Origin of the sequence: Coleofasciculus sp. G3-WIS-01 (assembly GCF_040223135.1) — a bacterium.
Lineage (GTDB): Bacteria > Cyanobacteriota > Cyanobacteriia > Cyanobacteriales > Coleofasciculaceae > Coleofasciculus.
The window spans coordinates 1-13,490 of the sequence record NZ_JAVJZI010000272.1 but is presented as its reverse complement, the minus strand read 5'-3'; the positions used below and the strand labels follow the sequence as shown (position 1 = coordinate 13,490).

Genomic DNA, 13,490 nt, shown 5'->3' with positions numbered 1-13,490 from the left:
CAGGAATGGAAACTGCCTGTGAAGTCGGTCTACTGGGGACGAAGGGAACTTCGTCTAGGCAAGTGGCGAAACCCCGTAAGGGAACAAGCAGGAAAGCTAAGTCGTGAGGCTTGGAAGCCTACACCGAATCAAGATTACGGTTTAGGAGGATGTCACCCTAACCAACCACCTGAATCGGTCCGCTAGTACTGGCACTAAAAAATTGTCGCACCAGAGGATTATCGGTTGTATCAATCTCGCTGATATGACCTTGCCACTGTACCTTGCCTTTGTAGAGAAAAACAACTCGGTCTGTGGTATTGCGAATGGTACTCTCTTGGTGAGTTACCATAACATGAGTCTTACATCCGCCTTGAGCACATTGAAGTTGACGGACTAAATCCTCAATCACAGTAGAAGCGATGGGGTCAAGTCCTGCAGTAGGTTCATCGTAGAGTAAGATTTCTGGGTTATCTTGAGGATTATCGGGGTTGGTCATAATCGCCCGGGCAAAACTCACCCGCCGACGCATCCCGCCTGAGAGTTCAGCCGGATACTGATCACCAATTCCGGGTAACCCCACCATCTCTAGCTTTTCATCCACCAATTCCCGAATCCGCTCCTCAGACAGTTTAGAATGCTGGTAGAGGAAAAACCCCACATTTTCCCGCACGGTGAGCGAGTCAAACAGAGCGGACTGCTGAAACACCATACCGATGCCTATGGGGTCTTTGGCATCTTCAATTAAACCAGAACGCTTTTGTCCTTGCACATAGATTTCACCCCCATCCAGTGGCATTAGACCCGCCACCATGCGTAGAATTGTAGACTTACCCGTTCCAGACGGTCCAATGATACCTAAGGCTTCACCCTGATAAATGGTCAGATCAACATTATCCAGGATGACGTTACCCCCAAAGGACTTGGAGACTCCCTTTAGTTCAATCAGTGGTTCTTTAGTGGGATTTCGCATGAATTGGGAGGGTGAAAGCCGTTTCAAGCTATTCGCGGGAGTCTGGGTTAACATCCTCACCACCAGAGAAGTGCGGTGATTCCTACCAGTCGAACAGTTTTAATTTTGTCCGACTACTTACAATTAGCGATCGCGATCATGATTAACCTCGTTCCTACTGTCTTAGCGCAGGATGGTGCTACATGAGAAGAAACACATCTGCATTTTGAGTAAGGGCGGGTTTTGTTGAAATGTTATCGGTATTTCCTCTAAGGAAAGCATCTAAACCCGCCCCTACAGTAGATTTTCTCCCTATCCATCCCCACCGCACGAGACGGTGGGGATGGGTAGGGAGTTCATTAACGAGAACCACTCGCTACCATAGCTGAATCCGCTTCTGATTCTGCCTCCAACCCAAATACACGACAGAAGGCTTTTTGCACCTTATAGCCTGAGTCAATCGACTCCAAGGGGTCTTTCCGCAAGCGGTGACGCAAGCATAACGTAATCACTCGACGAATATCATCGACTGTGACTTCCGTGCGCCCTTCAAAAGCAGCCAGAGCTTTGGCAGCACGGTTGGAGACAATATCCCCTCGCAATCCATCGACATCCAATTCTGAGCAAACCTCAGAAATATTCACCCGCATGTCATAGTCCATTTCAACGTGGGGCAGTTGTGTCTGGGCGCTGACGATTTGCTGCTGCAAAGTCTCTTGGGACGCCTGGTGTTCTTTGATGTAATCCAATGGATTTTTGTCAAACGCCGCCCGTTCCTCCACAATTTTGACCCGCAGGGCTGGCTCTTTGACGGTGCGGATTTCCGCGTGCATGCCAAAGCGATCAAGTAGTTGCGGACGCAGTTCTCCTTCTTCTGGGTTGCCAGAACCCACTAGCACAAAACGAGCCGGATGGCGAATAGAAATGCCTTCTCGTTCGACTGTATTCCACCCACTGGCAGCCGAGTCCAATAGCACATCAACTAGGTGATCGTCAAGTAAATTAACTTCATCCACATAGAGGATTCCGCGATTGGCTTTGGCTAACAGTCCGGGTTCAAAGGCTTTCACCCCTTCGGCTAATGCCTTTTCAATATCAATCGTGCCGCACACTCGGTCTTCAGTTGCCCCTAAAGGCAGATCAACCATCGGTACTTTTTTCTTAACGGTTGGAGCAGATTGTAATCCTCCATTACTATTCATCCAGTCGGGTTCGTTGGGATCGCTATTGAAGGGATCGTCGGCAACCACCTCAATGTCCGGCAACAAGTCAGCCAACGCCCGAATGGTGGTGGACTTACCCGTACCGCGATCGCCCATAATCATCACCCCACCAATTTTGGGGTCAATGACATTCAGCAGGAGAGCCAGCTTCATTTCTTCCTGACCCACAATGGCAGTGAACGGAAAAACGACGCGGCGAGCAGTCTTAGGGGCTTGGGCAGTCAGACTCACTTTGATTACCTGATAACCGATCTTCTAAATCACGCCTTTTATTGTGCCACAGAGGAGCCAATTTGTAGGGGCGGGTTTTACTGAGAACGTTTTGGAGACACCTCTAACTGAACTCAACCCGCCCTTGTTGGGGTAGCCCGGTATAATTTCCCTGTCTCCCAATCAACAAATGAAAAATGACGAATGGCTTGCATCTGTCCCTATTCCAGCAACGGTGCTGCCAATAAGGAATAAACCTGACCATCAATCAAAAGGCGGGTAATTCCTTTGGCTTGTAGATAAGAACAGGTTTTCTGTAACATTTGCCCATCAGGAACTTTGATCACGCGCTGGGAACGGTTGGAAAAACGTCGTGCCACCCGATGATTATCAAAAACTGGCAAAGTTTGTTGCTGGACTTCCTCAGCCGGAATACGTCCCAAGTCACTAAATTCTCGCAGAGGTCGCGCAATTAACTCGGCTGCCCGGTCTATCACTAAATAACAGGGTTTCGGAAAAGAAGCTTCCGAAAGGGGTAAGACCTGAATATTTACACCACTGGGAACATAAGTCGTGGTCAGAGGTTCTGGAGTAGCAATATCTTCCTCGTCTTCGTCCCAATCCTCATCTAAATCCTCATCTAAATCCTCATCTAAATCCATTAAATCTTCATCTAAATCCTCATCTAAATCCATTAAATCTTCATCTAAATCCTCATCTAAATCCATTAAGTCTTCATCATCCAGCAACTTCTCTAAGGGGTTGGTTTCTACCTGCTCTATCTCTTCGATCAGGTCTTCTGAGTCTTCTGTATCCCTTTGAGCTTCTGTGCGATTAAAGTCCAGAAGCAACTCACCTTGTTTTGCCTTGGACTCTGTATCCAATTGATCGACGACAGAAGAACGCCTGCGCCGCCGACGTTGATTTGGATACTCAGATACTGACGATTCATCTTCTGATTCTTCGTCTTCTGATTCTATCGAGGGTTGGGGAGAGGGAGTAACCGAAAATGATTTAGGTTCAATCCGTTCCAATAGCTTGGGTTTTGGCTTCGCCGCTGATGTCCCCGTCCCTGGCGTGCGATTGGCTCGCTTTTGCTGGATGAGTGTTTCATAGTCTGACTCTAACAAACTGCTTTTGAGCAGGCGGCTAATCGTTGAATTACTTACACCATAACGATCAGCCAGGGTTGAGGTGGTCTCTTCGGGCCGTCGATACAAGTTCAAAATATCTTTTTTGTCGGTTTCAGTTAGTTTTCTGGGACTCATAGCTAATTTTAAGTTCGCCGACGTGAACTGCGGCGAGAACGACTTGATACGTCATATTCCAGGGCAGCGCCTATGGCAAAAAGTACGGCACTAAATATAAAGAAGACATCCAGGAGACCTCCACTTTCATATTCCTGACCACGAGCCTTAGCCAGAGCATCATAAACTTTAAACCCCATATCCGCAATGTAGAGGGAAAACGTTGCCGCTGCAATCATGCGCCATGATTGGGCAAAGCGCCCCCCCCAAAATGCTAACAAAAGTGTTGAGGCAATGATGAGTAGGAAGACATCGAAAACGATGTAGACAAAATTCAACGTTCTAGAGAGGGGACTTAGTGCTTTGTCCAGGGAAATTACCCAACTGGGCAAGTTTGCTGCTTCTGGAGCCTCAGCTGGAGGCGTTACAGCTAGTTCAGTTGGGCTAAGTGCAACCTGTGGTACGGTAGAAGCAACCAATAGGGAAGATGGTGTTTCTGTTGCTTGCTCAGTTGTCAGCCAGATAGAAGTTTCAGCCTCTGACTCTACCGCTACAGGAGGAGCTAATAAAACCCAAACTGCCAAGGCAATACCCAAAGCGGCGATTAATCCTACCGTTAGCCATTGCTTCCACTCTAAGTTTAATCGCCTCGGCAGAACCGCTAAAATCATGCCCCAACCAATACAGATATAAGAAATCACATAAAAGAAATCGGCGGGAGATACATCTGGATCAAGACCAAAATATAGCTCCCATATCCCAAATATCAAGTTAGCGATAAAGTAAAAAAACATACCCAAACCGATTCCCAGCCAGACATTGCGTCCACTGGCAATCTGGGGGCTACGCCAATTTCTATAGCAGAGTAAAGCAGCTCCTAAGAAGGGCAAACACTCTAGGATATACGTGCTAAAGGAGTACCAAAAGGGATATTCTTCTCCCGGTGCTTTGACGCTAAACAGTAGAAAAAACAACATGGACACGACTGCCCAGGCAATTCCTGCATAGACGATATTCTGACCGGTCAGTAGGGATTGAGTTCCAGATGACTTATCTACTGAGCTGCTCATAATGCTTTACGTTGAGATCCCTAACAATAGCAATTACACAGTACTTATTCTATAAACCTTAGCGGCTGATGCCCTAAAATGCCATCTTGAGGACTATCTATGATACATTTATTTATCCAACGTCATCCATTATCGCCACAATTTCCCTAGGGGAGAGGATTTGAGCCACTCCATAAACTGACTTTGCTCAGTTGGTGGCATATCCTGCAAGATATCGCCCACTCCTTCGGCAAAATTTCCATTGCCAAAGTATTCCTTCCCCAAGCGATAGAGTTCCTGCAATAGCGTGATTAGATGGTGTTCTTCCCACGGCGGAACCTGTAGAGTGTTGAGGGGATCGACAGTCAGTAAGTGATTCACGGCTTCTGGCGAATCGGCTTGGGGAAAATGCCATTGTTGAAAGACTTCTGTGATATCCTTCTGAAACAATCCCGCTTGCCTATTTCCGAGCAAATCTTCCACATCGAGGTAAACCGTTTGCAGGAGTAGCAGACAGGCTTGGGTATAGGGAACAATTTTGGTATCTGGACCGCCTTCTGTACCCAATTGCTCCAGACGGATTTTTCCCCACACACTAAAGCGGTCAGGTTCTTCTAGTAAAACACAAGCTTTTCCCTGATTATCCGTCAAATCTCGCCAAAAGGAGCGGGCTTCTTCTTCCTGATGAGCGCGAAACACGCTAATCAAGCGAAAGGTTTGCCCCTGATAACTGAGAATCGGGATTTGCTGCTCTCGCTTCGGGTGCTGAATGCTAGAAATTTCAACATCCTGCCTTTTGAGAATAAACATAACACTGGCAAATGACTCCTGACCGGGCTAGGGTGGTGCTATAGGACGGGCTGTAATTTAATTAACTATCTTGTTTGGGACTTGGGCGAGTGACACAGAAGCACAGCCCGGTTCGTTGGCGCTCTCGCTATTTCCCTAAACTGGCAACTCATCTGTTTTTCTCAACTAGATACCTCTTCCATACCCCTTGGTATGGGTGGGGTAGTTGACACAAGTATTGATCCGCTATGTTGGTTTATAGTAGTCTACCTTGACCTTAAGCTGCTTGAGTCTTTAGTTTCCTCAAATATCACCGAAAAGCACCTGGCACACATAAAAACCAATGTCGGTTACAATGCTACATCAACGATATCCTATATTTTTGCTACCCTGAACTAAAGTCACGATCACTGGCATTGTGATCGATTGGTTGATGAATATTGCCAGTTAGGTGTCTATTTTTTGTATTATAAATCTATGCCCTCGTAGCTCAGGTGGATAGAGCAAGGGATTTCTAATCCTTTGGCCGTGGGTTCGAGTCCTACCGAGGGCGCTCTGAAATTGGGGAAAAGGTGATCAGACACAGGCGGATGTTAGCATTAGCCAAACTCAGCCGGACGATGTCCGGGAGTTGGGTGTTAATTCAAAACGCTCCCACTCAAAACTTCCCCGTCTTCATGGCTCTAGAGGTAGTTGACAAATAACCCATGACGAATGACACATTAATTTTGTACAGCAAACCAGGTTGTCACCTGTGCGAAGGTTTACAAGAAAAGCTCGAACAAATCCCAGGGTTGAATTTTCAGCTAGAGGTGCGGGACATTACTCAGCGGGATGATTGGTTCCAGGCTTATCAATATGAAGTGCCAGTGCTGTGTTATCACAAAAATGGTCAAGAAACACCTCTCCCTCGCCCTTCACCCCGCTTGAGTGTGCCGCAGTTGGAGAAAATGTTACAGAAATATTTGTAAGCGGGAAAGAACATCAGCCGACTGGGTGTAAAAACCAGGTTGAGGTTGGGTCTGGGGTTTTTGTCCCAATACACTGTAAATCAGCGTCTTTTGCTCTGGACCTGGGAGTTTAAGTGATTGTATGGGCATAGCCTGATAGCGATCGCGCACGTATTCGTAGGTGCTACTGGTGATTAAAATATGGTGAGGGTTTATGGGCAACGATACTTTAGAAAAAAACTCTCAAGGTTCCCCAGTTCCTTTGGGAAGATTTTCGAGCATTCGTAATCCTACTAAGCAACAGGAGTGCTAATCTGAAGTTCTTCTTTGCCCCTATCCCTCTCGTCGTGAGGAGTTGATTGAGATGAAGCTACATGATCTACTAAGGGCGATTCCTAATAGTGTGCAAATGCCGAATCATCCAGCACTTGACGCCCAAATCACGGGAATCTGTACTAATTCCCACGCCTGTCAACCCGGAAATTTGTTTATTGGTATGCCCGGAACCCGTGTAGATGGTGGGGAATTTTGGCAAAGTGCGATCGCGAGGGGTGCTGTCGCGGCTTTAATTTCTCCCCAAGCGGCACAAAAACACCCGCCTCAGCCGAAACCCGATGCTGAACCTCCCTGCATTATCTGTGCTACTGACATGACGATAGCCTGCGCCCAAGCGGCGGCGGCGTTCTACGACTATCCTACCCGCCAGCTTCAGTTAGTTGGCGTCACCGGCACTAATGGCAAAACCACTACAACCCATCTGATTGAATTTCTCCTCACCCAAGCCCTGCGTCCCACTGCCCTTTTTGGTACACTTTATGCCCGATGGCAGGGATTTTCCCAAACGGCTGTTCACACCACACCCTTTCCCGTAGAACTGCAACAGCAGCTACGTCTAGCTGTAGCGGCGGGTTGCGAGTTAGGGGTGATGGAAGTCAGTTCCCATGCCCTGGCACAAGGTCGGGTGCTAGGATGTGAGTTTGATGTCGCCGTATTTACCAATCTCACCCAAGACCATTTGGATTTTCACCGCGATATGGAGGATTATTTCGCGGCAAAGGCATTATTATTTAATCCCGATTATCTCCAGGGCAAAGCGATTATTAATGCCGATGATCCCTACGGTAAGCGTTTAATTGAACAACTTGGACGCGATCGCACCTGGAGTTACAGTGTTCATGATGCCTCGGCAGATTTGTATACGAGTGACTTGACTTATGAATTGATTGGTGTTAAGGGAACGCTGCACACGCCAGTCGGTGAAGTGACGTTCAATTCTCCCCTGGTGGGTCAGTATAATTTGTCAAACGTTTTGGCTGCCATTGGTGCAGTGTTAAATTTAGGGTTAGATCTAGACATTGTGATCACTGCCTTAAACCAATTTCCGGGAGTACCCGGGCGGATGGAGCGGGTGCAAATTCAACCGGATCAGGATATTAGCGTGATTGTCGATTATGCTCATACGCCGGATAGTCTGGAGAACTTGCTCAAAGCCGCACGACCGTTTATTCAGGGAAGAATGATTTGTGTATTTGGTTGTGGAGGCGATCGCGATCGCACCAAGCGTCCGAAGATGGGGAAAATTGGCGCAGAATTAGCCGATGTAGCCGTTGTGACGTCAGATAATCCTCGTACTGAAGACCCAGAAAAGATTATCCAAGATATCTTAGAAGGGATTCCGGCTACTGTAGAGCCAATCGTGATTAGCGATCGCGCCACGGCGATTCGCACGGCGATCTTACAAGCCCAACCCGGTGATGGGGTGTTAATTGCTGGGAAAGGTCACGAAGACTATCAAATATTAGGGACAGAAAAAATTCACTTCGATGACCGTGAACAAGCGCGAGAGGCTCTCTTAGGTCGATTTAGTTAGCTCACTCAGGGCGGGTTTACTTACCTCTGGGTCAAAGGAAGCGATAGTAGTGAAACCCGCCCCTACATTCCTTAAAACCAAGTTCCCTCGAGGATCGCGTTGGGTCAAAATTATGCCATACGCCAAGTGAAGGGTCAAAACTTTCCTCTCTGATAAACTCACTACCTACACTGGATTTGTCCCTTTACCAGCTAGCTCTCGATAATTTGACAACTCCTCAGTCACTCTCAATCAGTCCAGTGGGACTCAAAACCTTAGTTGGAGCCATGGTTGATGTACTGATTGAGGAAAAAATCCCGGCTACGATCTGGGTTAAGTCTCCATCTGTCGCCCGGTGGCGGGAGGAACTGTTGCGGTATCGACAACAGATAGGTATTCCTCAAACCCTCTATTGGTGTAATTGTTTTGGCGAAGCCTCTGATGCTGTCGCAACTCAGGATGAACCAACGGTGAACCCGGATGCTCAACTGTTTCCCATTCAGCTCGCCGCCGGAAGCCAGCTTAAACGGGAGTCGTTTCTATTAGTTCTTTGTGAGCAATTGACCAGTCTGATTGTGGCATATCAGCCACCTGAGGGGAAGAGTTCTCATCAGTCTCAGTCATGGCTGACTATTTGTACCTTTGAGCGACGAGTGATCTATCAGGTTTTGCAGAGACTCCGAGGAAGTATTGCGATCACAGATAGTACACCCGATGAGTTACTAGCTGGAGGGAAAAACCCATTTTCCTTAGTTCGGGCGACAGATGAAAAGATATTAATCACCCAGGTGTTGATCAAACAGTTACAGCGAACGGAGGAAATTTTACAGTCACGGACAATGGCTGAATCGGGACAAAATAGCGCCATCAGCCAATTAACCCATCACCTCAGCCATAAAGACGAACTCTTGCGGCGAGTGGCGCAGGAACTGAAAACCCCGTTAACGAATATGAAAACGGCGCTAAGTCTGTTGGAGTCGCCTCAACTCAAACCCAACCAGCGCCAACGTTATATGCAGCTACTCAATAGTGAATGCGATCGACAAAATTCGTTGATTGTGGGATTGCTGGATCTGGTTGAAGCCAACGAACCCCAACCTGGAGTCAAGTCTGTTGTGGAACTCGCACAGATTCTTCCCAGTGTGGTGAGTACCTATCAGCCGTTGGCTCAAGAGAAAGGGATTCAACTCGGTTATACCATCCCAGGTGATCTGCCAAGTGTTTCCTGTCGAGAAACCTGGTTACGGCAAATCACCATTAATTTACTACACAACAGTCTCAAATTTACTCCCCCTGGGGGTCAAGTGAAGGTGTTAGGGAGTCTTCAGGGGGAATATGTTCAGCTTGCGTTTACCGATACAGGAAGTGGAATTGCTGTGAGTGAAATTCCTAAGATTTTTGATAGTTTTTATCGGGGACGTCCAATTCCTGGAGAAGAAATGGGAGCGGGTTTGGGATTAACCATTGTACAGCAGTTGTTATTGCGTTGTGGGGGTTCAATTTCGGTAAAGAGTCAACTGGGGAAAGGTGCGACGTTTAAAGTATTATTACCTGTTGTTCGGTAGTACGGTAAATCGGAAAGATGAGGTATACTGCGGTATTTGAAGTAATATAAAATTTAATAAATAGAGAGCCGGGAAATCAATTTCCAGCTCAAAGCTAAAACCCGTTAAAACGGGTTAAGTTGAGAAATCCAATTATCAATGGATAATTAATAATTGATAATTGGCAATTGATTAATTTGGTCTAAGACCTCTTCGTTTACGAAGAAATTAAAAAAAAATCCTTAATTTCAATCCTTTTCTTTTAAGGAGAGGTCATTATCCATTGTTCATTAGAATTGGATATTAAGGCGACAGTGGAAACGATGGGGCGTCAAGGGATTTTACTGACACCAGTGTTAATTCCGCGTCGGATTAATCGCACAGATTTAGTGTTAATGATTGATCAGGAAGGTTCAATGGTGCCGTTTCATCGGTTGTCGCGACAGTTAGTTGAAACAGCCCAACGAGGGGGCGGTTGCGACAAACTCGTGTATTTTATTTTCATGATTATGTTGATGAGTATTTATATCGTCATCCCGCCTTGGTGAATGCTCAATTAATGGATGAGGTATTAGCAGAAGTGGGGGAACGGGCGGTAGTCTTGATTGTCAGCGATGCGGGTGCAGCACGAGGGAATTTTGATGCTGAACGGGTGAAGCAGACTCAAGAATGGATGGAACGGTTAAAGCAATCGGTGCGTTATACAGCTTGGTTAAACCCGATGCCGAATGAGAGTTGGTTGTATACAACGGCGGCGGAAATTGCCCATTTTGTGCCAATGTTTGAGATGAGTCGTCAGGGGATGAATGCGGCGATTAGCGTATTGCGGGGGCGATATGGAGTTGGGGATAAAATGTATAGATGAGGGGTAAATCAAGCCGGAAAATCAATTTTGGGAACCTCCAGTTCAAATCCGCTCAAACGGGAACTCAGCAAGCCTTAAATCAAGCCAGGAAATAAATTTCCGGCTTAAAGCTAAAACCCGTTAAAACGGGTTGAATTATTAGGATGCATGTCAACTTTATAATGGCATAGCACACCCAACTTGAGGGATTAGAATTACGTCCAGAAACCGTAGGGGCGCACTGATGTGTACCCAAAACAACCATCAAATCTATTCCACCATTTTAGCTGTATCAGTCCGCCATCGTGAGGAGAGCGAAGCGTAACGCACTATTACTCAAGGTTATCATAGTTTACTAAAGCTAGCTTATACTATTAGTCAGTATTGTGTCTGCCTCAATTCCCAATCCCAATCCCCAATCAAAATCATGGCAACAACGAACCAAGAACGAGAAAAGCGAATCGCTGTTGAGCGGATTGTGGGGTTTGCCAAACAATTTGGGGAAGCCCATCTAAATCTAGCTTGTCACGCCGCCTTTCCTCTAGTTCTCACCCCTGACTTGCTCTACCAAATTTGGGCAACCTTCATCCCGGAAACACCTTGGACGGCGGTAGCGCGGGTGCTGTTGTCGCGTTTATGTCGGCAGGTTGGCTATGATATGTATGAGATGGATATTCCAGTTCGCAATCTGTTGCTCAGGGAATTGAAGGAACAGTTTGGGCAACAAAGATTGGAGGAATTGGGTGCATTTTTGATTGATTATGTAGCGCAGCAGCTTACTGAAGATGATCCGGCTACGCAAGATTTACGAGAGGCGCAGGAGTGGACAGCGTTGGCGTATACGAAGCCTGCTGAAGCAGGGCGAAAATTGGCAGAGGTTCTCAGTGAACGTGTGAAAAGAGAGAAAAGAGATATGGCAGAAGTATTGCGCCTAACTTTATTAGTAGAAACCTATGCAGAACCGTTAGAGGAATTTGGATTTAAACCCTTACTGCGTTACAGTCAGGCAATGAAAAGTTTTGTTCTTGGTGACATAGCAGGTGCAACAGCTCAATTTGACAAAGTGCTTGAAAATGGTAGTCAGGAGGAGATTATTGGGATACAATTACCGATACCATCATTAGTTCCAACCTCTACCAAACAACCTCACTCATATTACCAGGTTGGCGGAAGTTTACCTCCAGATGCTCCCAGTTATGTCATGCGTAAAGCAGACCAAGACCTTTATCAGGCGTTGAAAGCAGGGATATTTTGTTACGTCTGCAATTCCCGACAAATGGGTCTATCTAGCTTACGAGTGCGAACGAAGAAACTGTTAGAAGCTGAAGGAATTATCTGCGCGGTGGTTGATTTGACTCGCATTGGTCGTCAGGCAAATGAACAGCAATGGTATAAGGGAATTGCTTACCGTTTAGTCAGTGAATTACAATTGGCGTCTCGGGTCAATTGGCGACAGTGCTGGGATGAGCATGAATCCTTATCGTCTGTACAGCGCTTAGGTGAGTTTATTGGGGAACTTTTGTTAGCTGTCATCCCTCAACCAATTGTTATTTTGATCGATGAAATGGACAAACGGTCAACCTTTTTTAACTCAAAAGCTTTGTCGGATTACCCAAATGATTACCTATACTATTCCTGCGGGTAGTGAAGCACAGGACATCAACAAATTAGTCAGGTCGCAAATTATTGAAAATTGGGAAGAAAAAGATCATCCTGAACATCTGAGAACTATTCGCGATCGCATACTCAAAAGTAATAAAATTGGAGCTGAATCATTACTTCGCTATTATCAGCAAATTTTACGAAAAGGAGAAATGTTAGCTGATGATAGTCCTGAGCAGGAAGAATTATGTTTATCAGGTTTGGTGGTTAATCGTAATGGTAAGTTGACGGTTCAAAATTTAATTTATCAATCTATATTTAATCAGGATTGGGTTAAAGAAGAGTTAGCAAAAATTGCCAGTTAAAAACTGAAAACATCATTCCCAATATCTTGCCTAATGGTCATCAAATTAATGGGGTGTATAAAACGAGCGATCGCACCCTCCACAATCATTACCTCTACCAACCAGTTTTAACGGGTTTAAGCTTTTAGCCGGAAATTCATTTCCCGGCTCAATCTTTGATAGGGAAACTTATTTCCAGGAGCAATCAGTCACTTATTCACCTCAAAATCCCGTTCCAACGCGGGAATTGCCGTGCCATTTAAATGGTGCGCCTTCTGGTTTAGCACATAAGCCTTCGCCTCTTCCAATTGTTTACCTCCCAAGGTAAACACCCCATATCCGTGTTGCCAACTAAACGCCAAAGAAGAAGCCGATGGCAGATGATTCAAATGATACGCACTACTCCCTTTAATCGCCTTGACAAAATCGGCAACGGATAACTTTGGAGGAATTGAAACCACCAGATGAATATGATCCGCCATACCTCCAATCCCATGGAGAATACAGCCAATCCCATCAGCCTTGCCAATAATATAACGGTATAATTCAGATTCTCGCTCTGGAGTAATCAGAGGTTGACGAGATTCTGTTGCCCAAATAAGGTGGTAGTAGGTGCGCCATAAGGACATTATTTTTACCGCAGCAGGAGTCAGGTGATCAAATTGAGCTGGGAAATCGGTGAGATAGGAAGTGAGCTAGGAAGTGAGCTAGGAAATAAATTTCCAGCTCAAAGCTTAAACCCGTTAAAACGGGTTCAAACATTTACAAGCTGCGTGATTATTTTGAATAGTGTTGTGCCTAATCGAGATTATACCTTATTTCTCTGTGGGCTAATATCTGAGAGCGATCGCGTCAGCACAAAACCGGAAGCCTGTCAGTGAGTAAGGCTTTCAACCCGTTTTAACGGG

General features: G+C 46.1%; 14 protein-coding genes and 1 tRNA gene. 8 read left to right on the top strand and 7 right to left on the bottom strand.

Going from position 1 to position 13,490, the window contains the following annotated elements; translation table 11 throughout:
• Window positions 1–157: 157 nt before the first annotated feature.
• The 5 genes from RIM23_RS29355 to RIM23_RS29335 form a co-directional block, all read right to left on the bottom strand.
• The gene (locus RIM23_RS29355) at window positions 158–952 is read right to left on the bottom strand and encodes an ABC transporter ATP-binding protein (protein WP_446371852.1); all 795 of its coding nucleotides are present in this window, start codon (window positions 950–952) and stop codon (window positions 158–160) included.
• Between the two features lie 338 nt (window positions 953–1,290).
• Window positions 1,291–2,385, bottom strand: coding sequence for a magnesium chelatase ATPase subunit I (bchI, locus tag RIM23_RS29350; protein WP_446371850.1), 1,095 nt, complete (start codon window positions 2,383–2,385; stop codon window positions 1,291–1,293).
• Between the two features lie 200 nt (window positions 2,386–2,585).
• Complete coding sequence (locus RIM23_RS29345) at window positions 2,586–3,632, bottom strand: hypothetical protein (protein WP_446371848.1); 1,047 nt, start codon at window positions 3,630–3,632, stop codon at window positions 2,586–2,588.
• 8 nt (window positions 3,633–3,640) lie between these two features.
• Window positions 3,641–4,681 carry a hypothetical protein gene (locus RIM23_RS29340; protein WP_446371846.1) on the bottom strand — a complete coding sequence of 347 codons (1,041 nt, stop codon included), beginning with the start codon at window positions 4,679–4,681 and terminating at the stop codon, window positions 3,641–3,643.
• Window positions 4,682–4,810: 129 nt separating this feature from the next.
• On the bottom strand, window positions 4,811–5,470 hold the full coding sequence (locus RIM23_RS29335) for an Npun_F0813 family protein (protein ID WP_446371844.1): 660 nt from the start codon (window positions 5,468–5,470) through the stop codon (window positions 4,811–4,813).
• A 458-nt stretch (window positions 5,471–5,928) separates the two neighbouring features.
• On the opposite strand from RIM23_RS29335, the gene RIM23_RS29330 reads away from it, so the two are divergent.
• Window positions 5,929–6,002, top strand: a tRNA-Arg gene (locus RIM23_RS29330).
• Between the two features lie 154 nt (window positions 6,003–6,156).
• On the top strand, window positions 6,157–6,420 hold the full coding sequence (locus RIM23_RS29325; RefSeq protein WP_446371842.1) for a glutaredoxin family protein: 264 nt from the start codon (window positions 6,157–6,159) through the stop codon (window positions 6,418–6,420).
• On the opposite strand, the gene RIM23_RS29320 is transcribed toward RIM23_RS29325, so the two are convergent.
• Window positions 6,403–6,621: a hypothetical protein gene (locus tag RIM23_RS29320; RefSeq protein ID WP_446371840.1), complete on the bottom strand. Its 219-nt coding sequence runs from the start codon at window positions 6,619–6,621 to the stop codon at window positions 6,403–6,405. The genes RIM23_RS29325 and RIM23_RS29320 overlap by 18 nt on opposite strands.
• A 142-nt stretch (window positions 6,622–6,763) precedes the next feature.
• Between RIM23_RS29320 and RIM23_RS29315 the strand changes: the two genes are divergently transcribed.
• The 6 genes from RIM23_RS29315 to RIM23_RS29290 all read left to right on the top strand — a co-directional run bounded on the left by RIM23_RS29315 (window position 6,764) and on the right by RIM23_RS29290 (window position 12,603).
• Complete coding sequence (locus tag RIM23_RS29315) at window positions 6,764–8,269, top strand: UDP-N-acetylmuramoyl-L-alanyl-D-glutamate--2,6-diaminopimelate ligase (protein WP_446371838.1); 1,506 nt, start codon at window positions 6,764–6,766, stop codon at window positions 8,267–8,269.
• A 176-nt stretch (window positions 8,270–8,445) separates the two neighbouring features.
• Entirely contained in the window at window positions 8,446–9,813 is a 1,368-nt protein-coding gene (locus RIM23_RS29310) for a DICT sensory domain-containing protein (RefSeq protein ID WP_446371836.1), read from the top strand.
• A gap of 275 nt (window positions 9,814–10,088) precedes the next feature.
• Window positions 10,089–10,340 (top strand): hypothetical protein, encoded by a 252-nt coding sequence (locus RIM23_RS29305; RefSeq protein ID WP_446371834.1) that lies wholly within the window; start codon window positions 10,089–10,091, stop codon window positions 10,338–10,340.
• Complete coding sequence (locus RIM23_RS29300; RefSeq protein ID WP_446371832.1) at window positions 10,334–10,657, top strand: hypothetical protein; 324 nt, start codon at window positions 10,334–10,336, stop codon at window positions 10,655–10,657. Before RIM23_RS29305 ends, RIM23_RS29300 begins: the two co-directional genes overlap by 7 nt.
• Window positions 10,658–11,063: 406 nt before the next feature.
• Complete coding sequence (locus tag RIM23_RS29295) at window positions 11,064–12,281, top strand: AAA-like domain-containing protein (RefSeq protein ID WP_446371830.1); 1,218 nt, start codon at window positions 11,064–11,066, stop codon at window positions 12,279–12,281.
• The gene (locus RIM23_RS29290) at window positions 12,253–12,603 is read left to right on the top strand and encodes a hypothetical protein (RefSeq protein ID WP_446371828.1); all 351 of its coding nucleotides are present in this window, start codon (window positions 12,253–12,255) and stop codon (window positions 12,601–12,603) included. Before RIM23_RS29295 ends, RIM23_RS29290 begins: the two co-directional genes overlap by 29 nt.
• 188 nt (window positions 12,604–12,791) lie before the next feature.
• On the opposite strand, the gene tnpA is transcribed toward RIM23_RS29290, so the two are convergent.
• On the bottom strand, window positions 12,792–13,211 hold the full coding sequence (gene tnpA / locus RIM23_RS29285; protein WP_446371826.1) for an IS200/IS605 family transposase: 420 nt from the start codon (window positions 13,209–13,211) through the stop codon (window positions 12,792–12,794).
• Window positions 13,212–13,490 lie beyond the last annotated feature (279 nt).

What these genes read in the sequence shown, in the direction of transcription:
- RIM23_RS29290 (WP_446371828.1), top strand. Translation starts at nt 12,253, where the DNA reads ATGATTACCTATACTATTCCTGCGGGTAGTGAAGCACAGGACATCAAC.
- RIM23_RS29315 (WP_446371838.1), top strand. Translation starts at nt 6,764, where the DNA reads ATGAAGCTACATGATCTACTAAGGGCGATTCCTAATAGTGTGCAAATG.
- tnpA (WP_446371826.1), bottom strand. Translation starts at nt 13,211, where the DNA reads ATGTCCTTATGGCGCACCTACTACCACCTTATTTGGGCAACAGAATCT.
- RIM23_RS29335 (WP_446371844.1), bottom strand. Translation starts at nt 5,470, where the DNA reads ATGTTTATTCTCAAAAGGCAGGATGTTGAAATTTCTAGCATTCAGCAC.
- RIM23_RS29340 (WP_446371846.1), bottom strand. Translation starts at nt 4,681, where the DNA reads ATGAGCAGCTCAGTAGATAAGTCATCTGGAACTCAATCCCTACTGACC.
- RIM23_RS29295 (WP_446371830.1), top strand. Translation starts at nt 11,064, where the DNA reads ATGGCAACAACGAACCAAGAACGAGAAAAGCGAATCGCTGTTGAGCGG.
- RIM23_RS29345 (WP_446371848.1), bottom strand. Translation starts at nt 3,632, where the DNA reads ATGAGTCCCAGAAAACTAACTGAAACCGACAAAAAAGATATTTTGAAC.
- RIM23_RS29325 (WP_446371842.1), top strand. Translation starts at nt 6,157, where the DNA reads ATGACGAATGACACATTAATTTTGTACAGCAAACCAGGTTGTCACCTG.
- RIM23_RS29355 (WP_446371852.1), bottom strand. Translation starts at nt 952, where the DNA reads ATGCGAAATCCCACTAAAGAACCACTGATTGAACTAAAGGGAGTCTCC.